The following is a 16,941-nucleotide window of genomic DNA, read 5'->3' on the forward strand; positions in this document are numbered from 1 at the left end:
GTTTGGGGGGCGGGCGCGTTGCCCTCGGTGGCGCGGGTGCTGGCGCGGCGGAAGGCATCGCCACTGCCGCTGTTGCGGGCGCCGCCACCGGGGCGCGAGGCCTCGCGAGCACGCTGGGCGGCCTCGGATTCGACCTTGCGGACGGCCTCTTCCAGCGACAACCGTTCGCGGGTGATCTCGGATTCGGAGAGCGGCGGCTGCACGCTGCGGAGCTGCGCGATCAGCGCCGTGCGCGCCCGCTCGTAGAGCGCGCGACGGCTCTCGCCGGGAGCATTGGGGTCCAGGGCGGCAATAGCGCGGGCAATCAGCGGATAGTAATCAGCCATTTCAACTCAACTATGCGCACGTCCCGGTAAGATATCGTTAAGCCTCAAACGGATTTTGCACCAGGATAGTATCCTCGCGTTCAGGGCTGGTGGAAAGCAGCGCGACCGAGCACCCCACCAATTCCTCGATCCGGCGGACATATTTGATGGCCTGGGCCGGCAGGTCGGCCCAGGAACGGGCGTTTGCGGTCGGCTCCTTCCAGCCCTCGATGGTCTCGTAGATCGGCTCGACCCGGGCCTGGGCGCCCTCGCCCGCCGGCAGATGGTCGATTTCCTTGCCGTCCAGCATGTAACCGGTGCAGACGTCGATCGTGTCGAAGCCGTCGAGGATGTCGAGCTTGGTCAGGGCCAGACCGGTGATGCCGCAGGTGCGGACGGTCTGCCGCACCAAGACGGCATCGAACCAGCCGCAGCGGCGCTTGCGGCCGGTGTTGACGCCGAATTCCTTGCCGCGCCGGCCAATCTCCTCGCCGATCTCGTTGTTGAGTTCGGTCGGGAACGGGCCTTGGCCGACGCGCGTCGTATAGGCCTTGCAGATGCCAAGCACATAGCCGACCGCGCCCGGACCCATGCCGGTGCCGGTCGCCGCCTGCGCCGCCACCGTGTTGGACGACGTCACATAGGGATAGGTGCCGTGGTCAACGTCGAGCAGCGCGCCCTGTGCACCCTCGAACAGGATCCGTTTGCCCGCGCGCCGCTCGATGTCGAGCAGCCGCCATACCGTCTCGGCATAGGGCAGCAGCTGCGGCGCGAACGCGCTCAGCTCTGCCAGGATCTCCTTGTCGTCGAACTCCGGCAGATTGAGGCCGCGGCGTAATGCATTGTGGTGAGCGAGGAGCCGGTCGATCTTGTGCGGCAGGGTGTCGAGATCGGCGAGGTCCATCAGACGGATGGCACGACGGCCGACCTTGTCCTCATAGGCCGGGCCGATGCCGCGGCGCGTGGTGCCGATCGCGGTCGCGGCGTTGGAGGACTCGCGCAAGGCGTCGAGCTCGCGATGCAACGGCAGGATCAGTGTGACGTTCTCCGCGACGCGCAGATTCTCCGGGCCGACCGTCACGCCCTGCCCGCGCAGCTTGGCAACCTCGTCGAGGAAAGCCTGCGGATCGAACACAACACCGTTGCCGATCACCGCCAGTTTCGACGGGCGCAGCACGCCAGAGGGCAGCAGCGCGAGCTTGTAGGTCTCGCCATTGATCACCAGCGTGTGGCCGGCGTTATGGCCGCCCTGGAAACGGACGACGATATCGGCCTGCTCCGACAACCAGTCGACGATCTTGCCCTTTCCTTCGTCGCCCCACTGGGCGCCGACGACGACAACATTGGCCATTCGCGGGTAATCCTTCGAAGATTTCTCTGTAAGCGGTATGATCCAAACGGAAAACCGGTACCCACTTTTCCGGGATCATGCCTGCGCCCAGCCCGCTTCCCGGCCAGAGGCCGTTCGCACGCGAGGCAGCCCAACCGGATAAAGGAAGCAGCCTCTCTAGGCAAGCAAGAACCGGGCTTTTTTCGGGGCCTGGATCGCACTCCAAGCCTTTGATATCCCCTGAAAATCCAGAAATACTCCGAGGCGGCGCGATAGCTTCGACCAAAGCGTAGGACACTACATCTGCCGCTGCATGGTCGCGATGCATCCGTCCCCCGTTGATGCAACCTCGATTTCCGTGTCTTTGAGGGGAGCCGGGCTACGAGCCGGCCCGGACACCCCCGGGCCCGGAGGCTTGGCGCATGACGCGGGGCCATAACAATCACAATGTCCGCCACCGGCCAGACCACGAGCGCGGAAACATCCGGTCACAACTGGATCGCCAACCAGCCTTACCTGCTGCTCAGCATCACCGCGTTGTGCTGGGCGGGCAATGCCATCGTCGGGCGGCTCGCCGCCGGCCATATCCCGCCGGTCACGCTGTCGTTCCTGCGCTGGTTCTTCGCTTTTCTGCTGGTGCTGCCGTTCGCCTGGAAACATCTTGCGCAGGACTGGCCGGCAATCCGCGGCAAGCTCGGCCTGATGGTCACGCTCTCGATCACCGGCATCGGCGCCTTCAACACGCTGCAATATTGGGCGCTGGAGCATACGCAGGCGCTCAACACGCTGCTGCTCCAGTCGGCCGCGCCGCTGGTCGTGGCGTTGTGGTCGCTCGCCATCCTCGGCGTCCGGCTCACCGCGGCGCAGGCTTTTGGCGTGCTGCTGTCGATGTGCGGCGTGCTCACGATTTTGCTGCATGGCGATTTCACCACGCTGTCGAACATCGATTTCAACAAGGGCGATCTCATCTTCCTCGTCGCGCTGATCTTCTTCGCGCTCTATTCGGTGCTGACCTTGAAGCGGCCGCCGATGCACGGCCTGTCGTTCCTCGCCTTCACCTTCGGCTGCGGTGCTGCCTGTCTCATTCCGCTGGAGATCTGGGAGCTGTCCGCGCGTCCCGTGATGAAGCTCGACGGGCCGAACCTCCTGACCCTGTTCTATGTCGCGGTGTTCCCCTCGACGCTGGCCTATCTCTGCTTCAACCGTGGCGTCCGCCTGATCGGCGCCAACCGCGCCGCGCCGTTCTTCCACGTCGTGCCGGTGTTCGGCTCGATCATGGCGATGGCGTTTCTAGGCGAACACCCGCAGGCGTTCCACTTCATCGGCTTCGCGCTGGTGCTCTCGGGCGTGTTCGTGGCGTCGCGGAAGCAGGCGAGCTAGGCTCGGAACCCCTCAAGTTGCACATGTCGAGCCGAGCCTGACCTTGGTCGCGCTTACTGTCTGATCGTCTGCGATCAAGCGTTCGCTGACGGGTTCATCCATACCATTTCCCAAACATAGCCATCTGGGTCTTCAATGTGTCGGTTGTACATGAAGCCGAGATCCTGCGCCGGATTGGGATCGGCGCGACCGCCCGCAGCCACCGCGCGAGCCAGCGTTGCATCGACGGCATCGCGGTCGTCGACCGTCAGAGCGAACATAGCCTGGCTGTCGCGCCGCGCGTCGCCGATCTCGCGTTGGGTGAATTCGCGGTAGCTGTCGTGGGTCAGCAGCATCACCCCGATCGCGTCCGTAAACATGAGCGAGGTCGAATTCGCACCGGAGAACTGGGGATTTACTGCGCCGCCTAGCGCCACGTAGAACGCCGTCGATGCGGCGAGGTCGCGTACAGGCAGGTTGACCAGAATCATCTTGGACATTGCTTTTCCTTCAAAAGCGGCTGGAAGCCGCGCTATGGTCTGAAATCAGGAACAGGAAACTCTCAACGCTCCACCCTGAACCGCATTCAAATGTAGCGCGCAGCGCCCATGCAGAGCGCGGCGATGCCCAGCAGGCCCGCCGCCACGCGTTGGGCGGCGGCGATACGTGAACGGAGGTCCTCCGGCTTGCCGGCGCCACGACGCAAGGCCATGAGCGCACGGGGACCGATGACCGCCTGAACACCGGCCGCGATCAGTGCGCAGGCCGCACCGACCGCGAGGACCTGCTCGGTCGTGCCGAAACTGCCGGAATGAACGAGATGCCCGAGATAGCCGCCGGTCAGGATGGCTATCGTCGCCGCGCCGAGTTGTGGAAAGACCAGTTGCTCAGCGCCGACACCGCCGATACGGGCCAGCGCAAAGCTTGATCCCGCCCAGAACACGGACGACAACACATGAAGCGACAGGGCGATCACGAGGGCAGTCTGCATGGCAAGCTCCGAACCGGCTTCTAAATTAGATATACATCATGTATAGTCAATACGTCAACAGAATGGCAAGGCGATGCCGAAGCGCAATTACGTGAGCTCCGCGCGGGCTTCCGCGGCGGCGGAGACGCGCGAGCGCATCATCGCGGCCGGCGCGCGGCTATTGCGCAAGGACGCGAGCATTGCGAACTTCTCCCTCGACGTCGTCGCGAAGGCGGCCGGCGTCACGCGGCTGACCGTCTACAACCAGTTCGGGTCGCGGCGCGGATTGCTGGAGGCCGTGTTCGACGACATCGCGCGTCAGGGCGGACTGTTCGAACTGGCCGAGGTGATGGCGATGGCAGATCCGCGCGCCGCGCTCGACCGCGTCGTCGAAATCTTCTGTACGTTCTGGGGGCACGATCCCGCCATCGGCGGGCTCAACCAGGCCATCGCGACCGATCCCGAATTCGGCGAGGCGCTGATCGAACGCAACGAGCGACGGCGCGAGCTGCTCACCGCGATCGTGCAGCGCGTCGTCGGGAAGCGCGCCGCAAAGCGTGCGTTGCGGGACACGGTCGATCTGATCTTCGTGCTGACGAGCTATCCGACCTTTGCAGCGCTGAGCCCAGAGCGGTCGACTGAGGAGGTCTGCCGCCTGTTGCAGAGGGCTTGCCACGCTGCCGTCGATAAGACGGCTCAAAATGAGCGAAAGAAGTGAGCGTCGCGGCACTTCCTCTTCCTTCTCCCCTTGTGGGAATGAAAAGCAGCGCGCCGCACGAGAGAGCGCGCTATTTCGTCTTGACCTTGCTGTACGCTTCGCTGGTCGCAATGATGACGTGCTCGGCGCAGCCGTTGACGCGATGCGGGTCGGCCTCCCGCTCGTAGGCCTCCGACGTCATCATGTCGAGGAAGGCCGCGACTGTGGGATAGTAGACCAGCGCGACGAAATCCCAGGCGTTGCCCTGCTGCGGGCCGAGCGCGACCGCCTTGGCGTCGCCGGTCCAGAGCAACGTGCCGCCGCGCGCCTTGATCATGGGCACCGTGACCGCACTGTAGCGCAAATAGGCGTCCCAGCCGGAACCTTCGCCGTCGCCCGAACGCGCGTGGAAGCGCATCAGGTTCAACATCACCACCGGTGCATGCTGATCGAGCCGCTCCAGGCCGTCGATGTTCAACATATTAACCGCCAATGCCGCCTCCTCTGGTCATGGCTGCATTGTAGCATTGCGGTCGCGTGACTTGTGTCACCACGCAAATCGGGCACAAGCTTGCGTCCAACGCCAATGACGACCGCTTCGCCCGCGCCACCGGCCCCCAATGCGGCCAGTTGGCTCAACAACCAGCCTTACTTGCTGCTCAGCCTGAGCTCGCTGTTCTGGGCCGGCAACATCGTGCTCGCGCGCCATGTCGGCGCGCATGTGCCGCCGCTGACGGTGACCACGATCCGCTGGTTCGGCGTGTTCCTGATCCTCCTGCCCTTCGCCTGGCCGCATCTGAAGCGCGACTGGCCGAATCTACGCAAGAGCCTGCCGCTGATGCTGTTCCTGTCGCTGGTGGGCTTTGCCTTCAACAATGCGATCTCGTACTGGGCGATGCAATACACGGAAGCGCTGAACGCGCTGCTGATCCAGTCGGCCGGACCGCTGTTCGTGGCGCTGTGGTCGCTGGTGCTGTTCGGCGTGCGGCTGACCGGTGCGCAGCTCGCCGGCGTCGCGATCTCGCTTCTCGGCGTGCTGATCATTATCCTGCGCGGCGATCTCGCGGCGCTGGCGAGCATCAGCTTCAACAGGGGCGACATCATGTTCGCCTCCTCGCTGGTGGCGTTCGGCCTCTACTCCGCCTTCATCCCGCGCCGGCCAAAGGTTCATCAACTCTCCTTTCTCTCCTTCACCACCTGCTGCGGAGCGACGATGCTGCTGCCGACCGCGATCTGGGAGGCCTGGAGCGGCCGGGTCCTGCAACTCGACGGGGTGACGCTGGCGACGCTGGGTTACATCCTGATCTTTCCCTCGACGCTGGCCTATCTGTTCTTCAACCGCGGCGTGGCGCTGATCGGCCCGAACCGCGCCGCACCGTTCTTTCATCTGGTGCCGGTGTTCGGCTCGGCGATGGCGATCCTGCTGCTCGGCGAAAAGCTCCAACCGTTCCATTTGATCGGCTACGCGCTCGTGCTCGCCGGCGTCGTGATCGCCTCGCGCCAGGGCTCAGCGGTGAAGTAATTCCGCGACGCGGAGACCAGGCGACAAACTCGCGCCTTCCGATTTCGACGAGGAGACGCTAGGTTCCCCGCCAACGAAAAAGAGGGAACGACCAGACATGCTTTCAGCGTTGATCCGAAACCTGCGTGCCATCGGCACGGCCACCCTTTGTCTCGCCGCCGCATCGACTGCGCAGGCCGACAGCTGGCCCAGCCGCAACATTACGCTGGTGCTGCCGTTCGCGGCCGGCAGCGGCACCGACACCACGACGCGGCTGATCTCGCAGCATTTGTCGCAGGCACTCGGCGTCGGCATCGTAATCGAGAACAAGGCGGGCGCCAACGGCATGATCGCCGCGACCTACGTCGCGCGCGCCGCGCCCGACGGCTACACGCTGCTGGTGACCACCAACACCACGCATTCGGCCAATCTCTATCTGCTCAAAAGCCTGACCTACGACCCGGTCAAGGACTTCACCCCGATCGCGCGCACCGGCGACCTGCCCTTCATGCTGGTAATCCACCCGGAGGTGCCGGCCAAGACCGTCGGCGAGCTCGTCGCCTACGGCAAGGCCAATCCGGGCAAGCTGAGCTACGCCTCCGGCTCGTCCTCGGCGATCGTCTCGGGCGCGACCTTTGCGCACAATGCCGGGCTCGACCTCCTGCACGTGCCCTACAAAAGCTCGCCGCCGGCGCTCAACGACGTCATGGGCGGCCGCGTCTCGATGATGTTTGTGGACATCCTGACCGGCCTGCCCCACGTCCAGGGCAACGCGCTACGTGCGCTCGCCGTCACGACGAAGGACCGCTCATCGCTGGTGCCGACCCTGCCCTCGATGCAGGAGGCCGGCGTGCCGGACTTCGACATCTCGTCGTGGCAAGGCTATTTCGGCCCCGCCGGCATGCCCAAGGAGATCGTGACGCGACTCAACGCCGAGATCCGGAAGATCGTCGAGAAGCCGGAGATCAAGGCCCAGCTCGGCACCCTCGGCATGGACGCGTTTTCCGGCACGCCGGAGCAGCTCGGCACGTTCGTGAACGAGCAGCTCGTGTTGTGGGAGAAGCTGATCCGGGAGGCGGGGATCGAGAAGCAGTGAGAGAGGCCATAGCAATACTGTCATCGTCCGCGAAGGCGGACGATCCAGTATTCCAGAGGCGGCTGTACTTGAGCCGAGAGGCCGCGGCGTACTGGATGCCCCGCCTTCTTTCGCGGGGCATGTCAGCAAGCCTTACGCCGCGCGCACCTTGGCCAGGAAGCCGTCGACTGCGCTGCGCAGCGCGCCGGACTGGTTGTCGAGCTCGCGGGCGTTGGTGAGCACGTCGGTGGCGGCGCTGCCGGTCGCTTCCGCGGCCGAGGTGACGCCACCGATATGGGTGTTGATCTCGCTCGAGCCGGCCGCGACCGACTGGATGTTGCGGGCGATCTCACGGGTGGCCTCGCCCTGCTGCTCGATCGACGCGGAAATGCCCGCGGTGATCTCGCTCATCTCGGCGATGGTCTGGGTGATGCCGCCGATGGCCGCGACCGCATCGCTGGTCGAGGTCTGCATCGCCGCGACCTGGGCGGAGATTTCCTCGGTCGCCTTCGCGGTCTGGTTGGCAAGCGCCTTGACCTCAGAGGCGACGACGGCGAAGCCGCGACCGGATTCACCGGCACGGGCCGCCTCGATGGTGGCGTTGAGGGCGAGCAAATTGGTCTGCGCCGCGATCGAGTGGATCAGCTTGACCACCTCGCCGATCTTCTCGGCGCCGGTGGAGAGCTCCTGCACCGTGGCGTTGGTGCGCTCGGCATCGTTGACGGCGCGGCTCGCCACTTCGGTCGAGCGCGTCACCTGGCGGGAGATTTCCGCAACCGAGCTCGACAGCTCCTCGGCAGCCGCAGCAACCGTGCCGACATTGCCCGACGCTCTCTGCGAGGCCGCGCCGACAGTCGCAGCACGCGAAGAGGCGTCGCTGGCGGTCGCAGTCATCGACTGCGCCGTGGCTTGCATGCCCGTCGCGGCCGAGGAGACCGAGCGGACGATGCCGTTGACGCTGCGTTCGAAGTCGCTGGCGATGCCCTCCATCGCGCTGCGACGTTCCGCCGCGGCGCGATCCTTGGCATCGGCTTCGCTCTTCTCGATCTCACGAATGCGTAGTGCGTTGTCCTTGAAGATCTTCACGGTCGAGGCCATCGCACCGATCTCGTCACCGCGGCCGACGCCGGGAATGTCACCCTCGAGCTTGCCGTCGGCGAGATCCTTCATGCGGGTGCCGAGCAGCGCCAGCGGACGGCTGATGCTGCGACCGATCAGCCAGGCAACGCTGCCGGCAACGATGACGATGCCGAGCATGGCGAGGCCGAGCAGCCAGTAGACCGGGCCCATCTTGGCGTCGATGTCGTCGAGATAGGCGCCGGTGCCGAGATACATGTCGAAGCCGGGAATGGCGACTGAGTAGCCGAGCTTGCGGATCGGCTTCTCCTGGCCGGGCTTCACGTATTCATAGAAGAGCAGGGTTTCGCCGTTGGCCTTGACCCCGTCCATGATCTCGCGAGACAGCTTGCGGCCGTTCGTCTCCACATCCATGCGGTTCTGGCCGATCTGCTTCGGATCGGGCGCGAGCTGCGTGATGCCGTCATAGGTGGTGCCGAACAGATAGCCGGAATTCTTGTCATACGTCATCGCGTTGCCGTAGCGGCGGAGTTCCCCGAGCGCGGCATCCTTCGTCATCTCGCCGGCGCTGACCCGCTTCATCAAGGTGGCCGCGTAGTTGCGCGCCAAATCGACGATCGCCTTGGTCTGATCGATGCGCGCACCCACCATCTCGCGCTTCATCAGGTAACCGGCGAGAACTCCGGAGATGCACAGGCCGAACAAGGTGACGCCGACAAGGATGCCAAGCTTGGGGGCGATCTTCATATTGCTCAACTTCACGGGATGGCTCCGGAGATAAAGGGATGCGGGCGCGCGAGTGAATCGATCGAAATTAAATCAACTCTTAGTGTGAGACCCCTTAGCAAGTTACTTACATGCCTCCGTAGAAGGCCCGACAATGCCGGGAAAACGGCAAATAATCGTCGCGCCGGACAACCGTGAATTGTACGCGCTCGCCTCGCTTTCGCGTAAAAGACGCAAAGGCCCGCCACGAAGGCCGGGTCCACAACAAGAACCGACAAGCCAAATCGGGAGCAGAACATGCCGAAATACAGGGTGGTGACGCCGAAAGGCGCGAGCTTCACGGTCGCGAGCAGCGATTATTCCTACGAGCGCGAGGCGCTCGACCCGATCGAGGCCGAGATCGTCGAGGCGCCCACCGACGAGGCCGGGTTCATCGCCGCCGCGAAGACCGCCGACGCCATCTACGCCAAGGGCATCCCGATCACCAAGACCATCATCGACGCGCTGGAGACCTGCAAGGTCATCACGCTCGGCTCGGTCGGCGTCGACAGCGTCGACATCAAGGCCGCGACCGCGCGCGGCATTCCCGTCACCAACATCCCCGACACCTTCATCGAGGAGGTCGCCGACCATGCCATGATGCTGCTGCTCGCGGGCTTCCGCCGGCTGGTCGAGCAGGACCGGATGGTGCGCGGCGGGCGCTGGGCCGAGGGCCGGCCGGCGCTGTCGAAGATTCCGCGGCTGATGGGCCAGACGCTCGGCTTCATCTCGTTCGGCCGCGTGGCGCGTGCAGTTGCGAAACGCGCGGCGCCGTTCGGCCTGCGCATGATGGCCTACGATCCCTTCATCCAGGAAACGCTGATGTCCGACCACGGCGTGATTCCCGCGACGCTGAACGAGGTGCTGTCGCAATCCGACTTCGTCTCGATGCACGCCCCCGCCCGGCCAGAGGTGCATCACATGCTCACCGAGAAGCACTTCCGGCAGATGAAGAAGGGCTCGGTCTTCATCAACACCGGCCGTGGCGCCACCGTGGACGAGGAAAGCCTGATCAAGGCGCTGCAGGAGGGCTGGATCGCGCACGCCGCGCTCGACGTGCTGGAGAAGGAACCGCCCTCGCACAACAATCCCCTGCTCGGCATGGAGAACGTCACCCTGACCGCCCATGTCGCCTCGGCCTCGGCACGGTTCGACGAGGCGCGCAAGCGGCGCGTGGGCTACGAATTGTCACTGGTGCTTCAGGGCATGTGGCCGGTAAGCTGCGTCAATCCGTCGGTGCTGCAAGACACCGCGCTCCGCCGCTGGCAGCCCGTCAGCATGGACCGCGGCCCGAACAGCTAGGCGGCCGGCCGCCAGGCGCGCCGGAAACCGGAACGACCCTTCACCGGCGATCAACGCCGGGAAGGGAAACATATAGGGAGGAACCGATGAGGAACGACATCACGCGTCGTGATGCCTTGGTGCTGGGCCTGTCCGCTACCGCGCTTGCGGCAACCGGTGTTGCAGCGCACGCTCAATCCGCGATCAAGGCCGCTGACGTCCCCGCCCCGAAACTGCCGATCGAGAAGGGCGCAACCCTGCGCATGCTGCGGCCGGTGCGCTTCGTCCAGGCCGACGAGGACGTGTTCCGCGCCAATGCGGCCAAGTTCACCAAGGACACCGGCGTCGAGGTCAAGGTCGACTTCGTCGGCTGGGAAGACATCAATCAGCAGACCGCGGTGACAGCCAATTCCGGCGCCGGCCCCGACATCATCATCGGCTTCTCCGATGCGCCGCACATCTATATCGACAAGCTGATCGAGCTGACCGACGTCGCCGACTATGTCGGCAAACGCTATGGCGGTTGGCTGCCGCTGGCGCAGCGCTACGGCAAGAAGAACAAGAGCGACGCCTGGATCGGACTGCCGTTCGGCGCCACCGCGGGTCCCCTGATCTACCGCAAGTCGATCCTGCAATCGGTCGGCTTCGACAAGGTGCCGGAGGACCACGCCGGAATCGTCGACCTCTGCCAGAAGCTCCACAAGGCCGGCAAACCGGCGGGCTTCGCGCTCGGCAACGCCAAGGGCGACGGCAACGGCTTCGCGAACTGGGCGCTATGGTCGCACAATGCCGCCCTGCTCGATGAAGAGGGCAACGTCGTCATCAACAGCAAGGAAACGATCGCCGCGCTGAACTGGGTCAAGCAGCTCTACCCGACCTTCATCCCCGGCACGACCTCGTGGAACGACGTCAGCAACAACCGCGCCTACGCCGCGCAGGAGATCGCGCTGACCGCCAACGGCGTCTCGCTGTACTTCTCGCTGAAGAACGATCCCGCCACCAAGGCGATCGCCGACGACAGCGAGCATCAGCTGCTGCCGAAGGGTGTCGCCAAGGTCTCGCCGATGGCGGGCCTGACGCTGAATGCCATGGTGTTCAAGCACAGCCAGTACCCCAACGCCGCAAAGGCCTTCCTGCAATACATGCTGGAGAAGGACCAGTACGAGCCGTGGCTCAACGCCAACTCCGGCTACTGGGCGCAGCCGCTTGCGGCCTATGCGGAGGCCGCCGTGTGGAAAGGTGATCCCAAGGTCGCGATCTTCAAGGACACCATGAACAGCACCTATTACGACGGCTATGCGGGTCCGATCTCGACGGCAACCGGTGCCGTCAGCGCCGACTACGTGCTGATTCAGATGTGCGCGTCAGTCGCGACCGGCGCCGCCACACCGGAAGCCGCGGCCGCGGAAGCCGAGCAGCGCTGCAAGCGGTATTTCAGGCGGCAGAAGTAACGACCGACAGCGCGGCCGTCATTGCGCGGAGCACTTGCGACGAAGCAATCCAGACTGCATCCGCGGAAACAGACTGGATTGCTTCGCTTCGCTCGCAATGACGATGTGGTGATAGCTCAGAACAGGACGCCGACACGATGTCCGTGACCACACTTCCTCCTCTCGCCCTGGCCCACAGGCAGCCGTCCTGGCTGGTGCGCCTGTTCGACTACAAGCCGTTCCTGATCGTGATGTGTCTCGCGCCTGCGATCGGGCTGCTCGCGGTGTTCCTGACCTATCCGCTGGGCCTCGGCATCTGGCTCGCCTTCACCGATACCACGATCGGCAGAAAAGGCGTCTTCGTGGGTCTGGAGAACTTCCAGTATCTGCTCACCGATTCCCTGTGGTGGAACGCGGTGTTCTACAGCGTGGTCTACACGGCGGTCGCGACCTTCGGGAAGTTCGCGCTGGGCTTCTGGCTCGCGCTGCTGCTCAATAACCATTTTCCGTTCAAGAGCCTGTTGCGCGCGATCATCCTGATGCCCTGGATCGTGCCGACGGTGCTCTCGGCGCTGGCGTTCTGGTGGATCTACGATCCGCAGTTCTCGATCATCTCCTACCTTCTGGTCGACGTGCTGCATTGGCGGTCGAGCAATATCGACTTCCTCGGCTCGCCCTGGCCGGCGCGCTTCTCGCTGATCGCCGCCAACATCTGGCGCGGCATTCCCTTCGTCGCGATCTCGCTGCTGGCGGGCCTGCAGACCATTTCGCCCTCACTCTACGAAGCGGCGATGCTCGATGGCGCCAGCGCCTGGCAGCGCTTCCGCTACATCACCTTCCCGATGATGATGCCGATCCTCGCCATCGTCATGACCTTCTCGATCATCTTCACCTTCACCGACTTCCAGCTCGTCTACGCCATCACCCGTGGCGGCCCCGGCAACTCAACCCATTTGCTGGCCACGCTGGCCTTCCAGCGCGGCATTGCCGGCGGCGAACTCGGCGAAGGTGCGGCGATCGCGGTGTCGATGATCCCGTTCCTGGTGTTCGCGACACTGTTCTCCTATTTCGGCCTGGCGCGCCGCAAATGGCAGCAGGGAGAGAGCAATGACTGATACCGCCCAACCGGCCGCCGTCGCGAAGGCCGCGCCCGACACCATGGCCTGGGATTCCGGGCTGCGGCGGCTGATGATGATCTACCTGCCGCTCGGCTGCTTCGTGCTGATCCTCCTGTTTCCGTTCTACTGGATGGCGATCACGTCGTTCAAGCCGAACGCAGAGCTGATGAACTACAAGGAGCACAATCCGTTCTGGATCTCCTCGCCGACGCTTGCCCATATCAAACATCTCTTGTTCGATACCGCCTATCCACGCTGGCTGTGGACGACGATGCTGGTCGCGATCGGCTCGACCACGCTGTCGCTGATCGCGAGCACGCTTGCCGCCTATGCGATCGAACGCCTGCGCTTCCGTGGCAGCCCCTATGTCGGTCTCGGCATTTATCTCGCCTATCTCGTGCCGCCGTCGATCCTGTTCATTCCCCTGGCAACCGTGGTCGTGCAGTTTGGCCTGTTCGACAGCCCGCTTGCCCTGATCCTGGTCTATCCGACCTTCCTGGTGCCGTTCTGCACCTGGCTCCTGATCGGCTATTTCAAGTCGATCCCCTACGAGCTCGAGGAATGCGCGCTGGTGGACGGCGCCACAAGGCTCCAGATCCTGCGCCGGATCACGCTACCACTGGCGGTGCCCGGCCTGATCTCGGCCGGCATCTTCTCTTTCACGCTGTCCTGGAACGAGTTCATCTACGCGCTCGCCTTCATCCAGAGCGGCGCCAACAAGACTGTGCCGGTCGCGATCCTGACCGAGCTCGTCACCGGCGACGTCTACCAGTGGGGCGCGCTGATGGCGGGATCGCTGCTCGGCTCGCTGCCGGTTGCGATCTTCTACTCGCTGTTCGTGGATTACTACGTGTCGTCGCTGACCGGCGCGGTGAAGGAGTAGTCAGCAGGCATCTTTACAGACGACGATCACCTGCATAGGCTCCAGAGCATTGTTTTTTGATTTTCTGGAGCATTTGACATGAAGACGTTGGCGTTGACCGTCATCGCTGTTCTGTTTCTCGTCCCCGCTGCATCCAGCGCGCAGGCCCAAACCGGAAGCTCGACTGCAACCAAGAAGAGCAGCAAGCAACCACAGGCCAAAAATCTGCCGCGGTGCAGCCGCGCAATGCAGATGGCCGGCAAGCCGTGTTACGGCGGATGACGCCGAGCAAGAGGTGACAGAGCTCCGGCATCGCGCCGTGACTTTGGCTGTGGCGTTTGGCCCGGTTTCACAAAACTGCAACACGCGATCCGCATAAGGCGTGCGTCCACGAACAGGAGACGCACATGCGCGCGACTTTTCTTAGCACCGTCGCAACGATCATTCTCACCGCGAGCACGGCGCTCGCGCAGAGCGAAGGCGAATTCCCGGCCAAGCTCGCCGGCCACGTGGTGATGCCGGCCGCGACCTTCGTCGACGCGCCGACTGACGCCCCCGCCGATCTCAAGACATCCGGCAAATACACCACTGGTAAGCGCGTCGACGCGCTCGGCACCGTGATGGGCAAGTCCTATGAGCGTCCGACCGGCGTGTCGCTGCCGTTCAAGGGGCAGCCGCTGCAGGGCCATTCCGGCATCAAGCACATGCCCGACGGCACCTACTGGGTGATCACCGACAACGGCATGGGCGCACGCGCCAACTCGCCGGATTCGATGCTGTATCTGAACCGCTACAAGATGGATTGGGCCAGCGGCAAGATCGAGCGGCTGGAGACCGTGTTCCTGCACGATCCCGACAGACGCGTGCCGTTCCGCATCGTGCATGAAGACACCCAGAAGCGCTACCTCACCGGCTCCGACTTCGACACCGAAGGTTTTCAGATCATCGGCGACGTCTTCTGGATCGGCGACGAGTTCGGCCCCTACATCCTGAAGGCCGACAAGACCGGCAAGATCCTCGGGCTGTTCGAGACGGTCGCCGACGGCAAGCCGGTGCGCTCGCCGGATCATTGGGCGGTGGCGACCCCCGGCGCCCCGGGCGCGACCTACACCAACGTCAACCTCCGACGCTCCAAGGGTTATGAGGGCTTCGCCTCCTCGAAGGACGGCAAATTCCTCTACGGCCTGCTCGAGGGCCCGCTGTGGGATGCCGACAAGAAGGACTGGGAGAAGGTCGACGGCAAGGAAGCCTCGCGCATCCTCGAATTCGACGTCGCCGCGGAGAAGTTCACTGGTCGCTACTGGCAATATGTGTTCGAGCAGAACGGCAATGCCATCGGCGACTTCAACATGATCGACCCGAGCGCTGGCCTGATCATCGAGCGCGACAACGGTGAAGGCACGCCTGACAAGGCCTGCCCGCAAGGCACCCGCGGCGAGAACTGCTTCCCTGACGTGGCCAAGTTCAAGCGCGTCTACAAGATCGAGCTCTCGGAGGCCAATGTCGGCAAGCCCGTGCGCAAGATCGGCTACATCGACCTCCTGAAGATCCAGGACCCCGACAAGAAGGCGAAGAAGGCTCTCAATGATGGCGTCTACACCTTCCCGTTCTTCACCATCGAGAACGTCGATCGCGTCGACGAGACCCACATCATCGTCGGCAACGACAACAACCTGCCATTCTCGTCCAGCCGCGACCCCAACAAGGCCGACGACGACGAGTTCATGCTGCTCGACGTCGCCGACTTCCTGAAGGCGAAGTAAGGCCGGACTCTCAACACGGTCATCGCCCGGCTTGACCGGGCGATCCAGTACGCCGCGGCGCCTCTTTAATACTGAAAGGCCGCGGAGTACTGGATGCCCCGGTCAAGCCGGGGCATGACAGCGGAGGGCTTACCTCACCGTAAACTCCACCGGAATCGAAAAGCTCATCGCGCCGTTCTTGATCTCGTCCGGGATCGGCGGAAACGGCGAGGCCTGACGAACCATCGACATGGCCTGGGCGTCAAACGCGGCAACGCCGGACGAGCCACTGAGCCGGCTGGATGTGACCTGCCCGCTACGGCTGACCGTAAAGCTGAGCCTCGCAACGCCGCGCTGACCGCCGCCACCGGACGGATATTGGTGGAAGCGCATCAAATGCGCGCGGACACGCTGATTATAGGATGCGATCACGGAGGCCACCGCGCCGGCACTCATCGCGGATGCCATCGGCGCCTCGCGCTCGGCGCGCGGCGGAGCGCTGGTGCGCGGTGCAGGCATCGCCTCCAACGGCTTCTTGGCCTCGCGACGGACCAGCTTCGGCTTCGCCGGCGCAGGCTTTTCGACCGGCACGATCTCCGCCGGCTCGGGCTTCGCGGGTGTCGGCTCGAGCTTCTGCTCCGGCGGCGCGACGACGTCCGGCTTCTCCTGCGGCGGCGTTGGCGCGATGGTCTCCTCGACGGCCTGCTGCTGCGCCGGCTCCGGCGGCGAGGCGTCGGCCTCCTGCATCACCGGTCCCGGCGCGACGTCGTCCTGCACCGACTGCGGTGCCGACGTCACCGGCGTCATGTCGATCATGATCGCCGGCAGGCTGACGCCCTGCTCGGGCTGCGACCTGAGCCAGCTCATCGCAAGAAGCGCGGCCGCAATATGCAGTGCCACGATCACCGCCGCCGATACGCCCCATCGTGTGCCCTCGCGCTCGCCGAGCGGCTCGTGCAGGGCAAAGGCGTTCGCCGCCATCAGCTGCGTCCGTCGAGGCCGACCAGCGCGACCTTCAAATAGCCGGCGTTGCGCAAGGTGTTCATCACCTCCATCAGGTCGCCGTAGGAGACGGCCTTGTCGGCGCGGAGATAAATGCGCTCGTCCTTGTGGCCCTTGGTGGCGGCATCGAGCGAGGTGCTGAGCGCATCACGGGCGACGACGTCCTCGCCGACCGCGATCGAGAGATCCGGCTTCACGGTGAGGAAGACCGGCTTGTCCGGCCGCGGCGCCGGCTCCGCCGCGGTCGCCGGCAGCTCGACGCCGATATCGACGGTGGCAAGCGGGGCGGCCACCATGAAGATGATCAGCAGCACCAGCATCACGTCGATGAACGGCGTGACGTTGATCTCATGGGTGACGTCGAGATCACCGGGATCGCCGCGCTTGAGCGGCGATCCCGACCGTGCGCCGAGCTTCGCGGCCATGG

General features: G+C 64.3%; 17 protein-coding genes and 1 pseudogene. 10 read left to right on the plus strand and 8 right to left on the minus strand.

From position 1 onward, the window contains the following. Together QCM77_RS18855 and QCM77_RS18860 are read right to left on the minus strand one after the other, a co-directional pair. A pseudogene (locus tag QCM77_RS18855) lies at positions 1-326 on the minus strand (hypothetical protein); the annotation flags it as partial. A 37-nt stretch (positions 327-363) separates the two neighbouring features. Beyond that, a complete protein-coding gene (locus QCM77_RS18860) occupies positions 364-1,656 on the minus strand; it encodes an adenylosuccinate synthase (protein WP_279684282.1) in 1,293 nt (430 codons plus the stop codon). A 426-nt stretch (positions 1,657-2,082) separates the two neighbouring features. Between QCM77_RS18860 and QCM77_RS18865 the strand changes: the two genes are divergently transcribed. Further along, the gene (locus QCM77_RS18865; protein ID WP_279684283.1) at positions 2,083-3,015 is read left to right on the plus strand and encodes a DMT family transporter; all 933 of its coding nucleotides are present in this window, start codon (positions 2,083-2,085) and stop codon (positions 3,013-3,015) included. Positions 3,016-3,089: 74 nt separating this feature from the next. Here QCM77_RS18865 and QCM77_RS18870 read toward each other — a convergent pair whose 3' ends face one another. Next, complete coding sequence (locus QCM77_RS18870; protein WP_279659255.1) at positions 3,090-3,494, minus strand: VOC family protein; 405 nt, start codon at positions 3,492-3,494, stop codon at positions 3,090-3,092. An 86-nt stretch (positions 3,495-3,580) separates the two neighbouring features. Next, the gene (locus QCM77_RS18875; protein WP_279684284.1) at positions 3,581-3,985 is read right to left on the minus strand and encodes a hypothetical protein; all 405 of its coding nucleotides are present in this window, start codon (positions 3,983-3,985) and stop codon (positions 3,581-3,583) included. A gap of 73 nt (positions 3,986-4,058) precedes the next feature. On the opposite strand from QCM77_RS18875, the gene QCM77_RS18880 reads away from it, so the two are divergent. Beyond that, positions 4,059-4,682, plus strand: a complete 624-nt coding sequence (locus tag QCM77_RS18880) for a TetR/AcrR family transcriptional regulator (RefSeq protein ID WP_279684285.1) — start codon at positions 4,059-4,061, stop codon at positions 4,680-4,682. A gap of 70 nt (positions 4,683-4,752) precedes the next feature. On the opposite strand, the gene QCM77_RS18885 is transcribed toward QCM77_RS18880, so the two are convergent. After that, positions 4,753-5,142 (minus strand): DUF1330 domain-containing protein, encoded by a 390-nt coding sequence (locus QCM77_RS18885; RefSeq protein WP_462804328.1) that lies wholly within the window; start codon positions 5,140-5,142, stop codon positions 4,753-4,755. Between the two features lie 105 nt (positions 5,143-5,247). Between QCM77_RS18885 and QCM77_RS18890 the strand changes: the two genes are divergently transcribed. Together QCM77_RS18890 and QCM77_RS18895 are read left to right on the plus strand one after the other, a co-directional pair. Then, the gene (locus tag QCM77_RS18890) at positions 5,248-6,183 is read left to right on the plus strand and encodes a DMT family transporter (RefSeq protein ID WP_279659251.1); all 936 of its coding nucleotides are present in this window, start codon (positions 5,248-5,250) and stop codon (positions 6,181-6,183) included. Between the two features lie 97 nt (positions 6,184-6,280). Next, positions 6,281-7,258, plus strand: a complete 978-nt coding sequence (locus tag QCM77_RS18895) for a Bug family tripartite tricarboxylate transporter substrate binding protein (protein WP_279684287.1) — start codon at positions 6,281-6,283, stop codon at positions 7,256-7,258. 132 nt (positions 7,259-7,390) lie between these two features. Here the strand turns inward: QCM77_RS18895 and QCM77_RS18900 are convergent, their stop codons facing one another. Next, the gene (locus QCM77_RS18900; RefSeq protein ID WP_279684288.1) at positions 7,391-9,076 is read right to left on the minus strand and encodes a methyl-accepting chemotaxis protein; all 1,686 of its coding nucleotides are present in this window, start codon (positions 9,074-9,076) and stop codon (positions 7,391-7,393) included. A 261-nt stretch (positions 9,077-9,337) separates the two neighbouring features. On the opposite strand from QCM77_RS18900, the gene QCM77_RS18905 reads away from it, so the two are divergent. The 6 genes from QCM77_RS18905 (at position 9,338) to QCM77_RS18930 (ending at position 15,533) form a co-directional block, all read left to right on the plus strand. Then, the gene (locus tag QCM77_RS18905; RefSeq protein WP_279684289.1) at positions 9,338-10,381 is read left to right on the plus strand and encodes a C-terminal binding protein; all 1,044 of its coding nucleotides are present in this window, start codon (positions 9,338-9,340) and stop codon (positions 10,379-10,381) included. An 86-nt stretch (positions 10,382-10,467) separates the two neighbouring features. Beyond that, entirely contained in the window at positions 10,468-11,811 is a 1,344-nt protein-coding gene (locus QCM77_RS18910; RefSeq protein WP_279659247.1) for an ABC transporter substrate-binding protein, read from the plus strand. A gap of 137 nt (positions 11,812-11,948) precedes the next feature. Next, positions 11,949-12,905 carry a carbohydrate ABC transporter permease gene (locus tag QCM77_RS18915; RefSeq protein WP_279659246.1) on the plus strand — a complete coding sequence of 319 codons (957 nt, stop codon included), beginning with the start codon at positions 11,949-11,951 and terminating at the stop codon, positions 12,903-12,905. Next, entirely contained in the window at positions 12,898-13,791 is an 894-nt protein-coding gene (locus QCM77_RS18920; RefSeq protein ID WP_462676289.1) for a carbohydrate ABC transporter permease, read from the plus strand. The genes QCM77_RS18915 and QCM77_RS18920 overlap by 8 nt, the downstream gene beginning before the upstream one ends. 78 nt (positions 13,792-13,869) lie before the next feature. Continuing rightward, entirely contained in the window at positions 13,870-14,052 is a 183-nt protein-coding gene (locus QCM77_RS18925; protein ID WP_279659245.1) for a hypothetical protein, read from the plus strand. A 125-nt stretch (positions 14,053-14,177) separates the two neighbouring features. After that, positions 14,178-15,533, plus strand: a complete 1,356-nt coding sequence (locus QCM77_RS18930) for an esterase-like activity of phytase family protein (RefSeq protein ID WP_279684290.1) — start codon at positions 14,178-14,180, stop codon at positions 15,531-15,533. A 129-nt stretch (positions 15,534-15,662) separates the two neighbouring features. Here QCM77_RS18930 and QCM77_RS18935 read toward each other — a convergent pair whose 3' ends face one another. Next, positions 15,663-16,493 (minus strand): TonB family protein, encoded by an 831-nt coding sequence (locus tag QCM77_RS18935; RefSeq protein WP_279659243.1) that lies wholly within the window; start codon positions 16,491-16,493, stop codon positions 15,663-15,665. Further along, positions 16,493-16,939 (minus strand): TonB system transport protein ExbD, encoded by a 447-nt coding sequence (gene exbD / locus QCM77_RS18940; RefSeq protein WP_279659242.1) that lies wholly within the window; start codon positions 16,937-16,939, stop codon positions 16,493-16,495. The genes QCM77_RS18935 and exbD overlap by 1 nt, the downstream gene beginning before the upstream one ends. Positions 16,940-16,941: the final 2 nt, after the last annotated feature.

The organism is Bradyrhizobium nivariense (assembly GCF_029846695.2).
Lineage (GTDB): Bacteria > Pseudomonadota > Alphaproteobacteria > Rhizobiales > Xanthobacteraceae > Bradyrhizobium.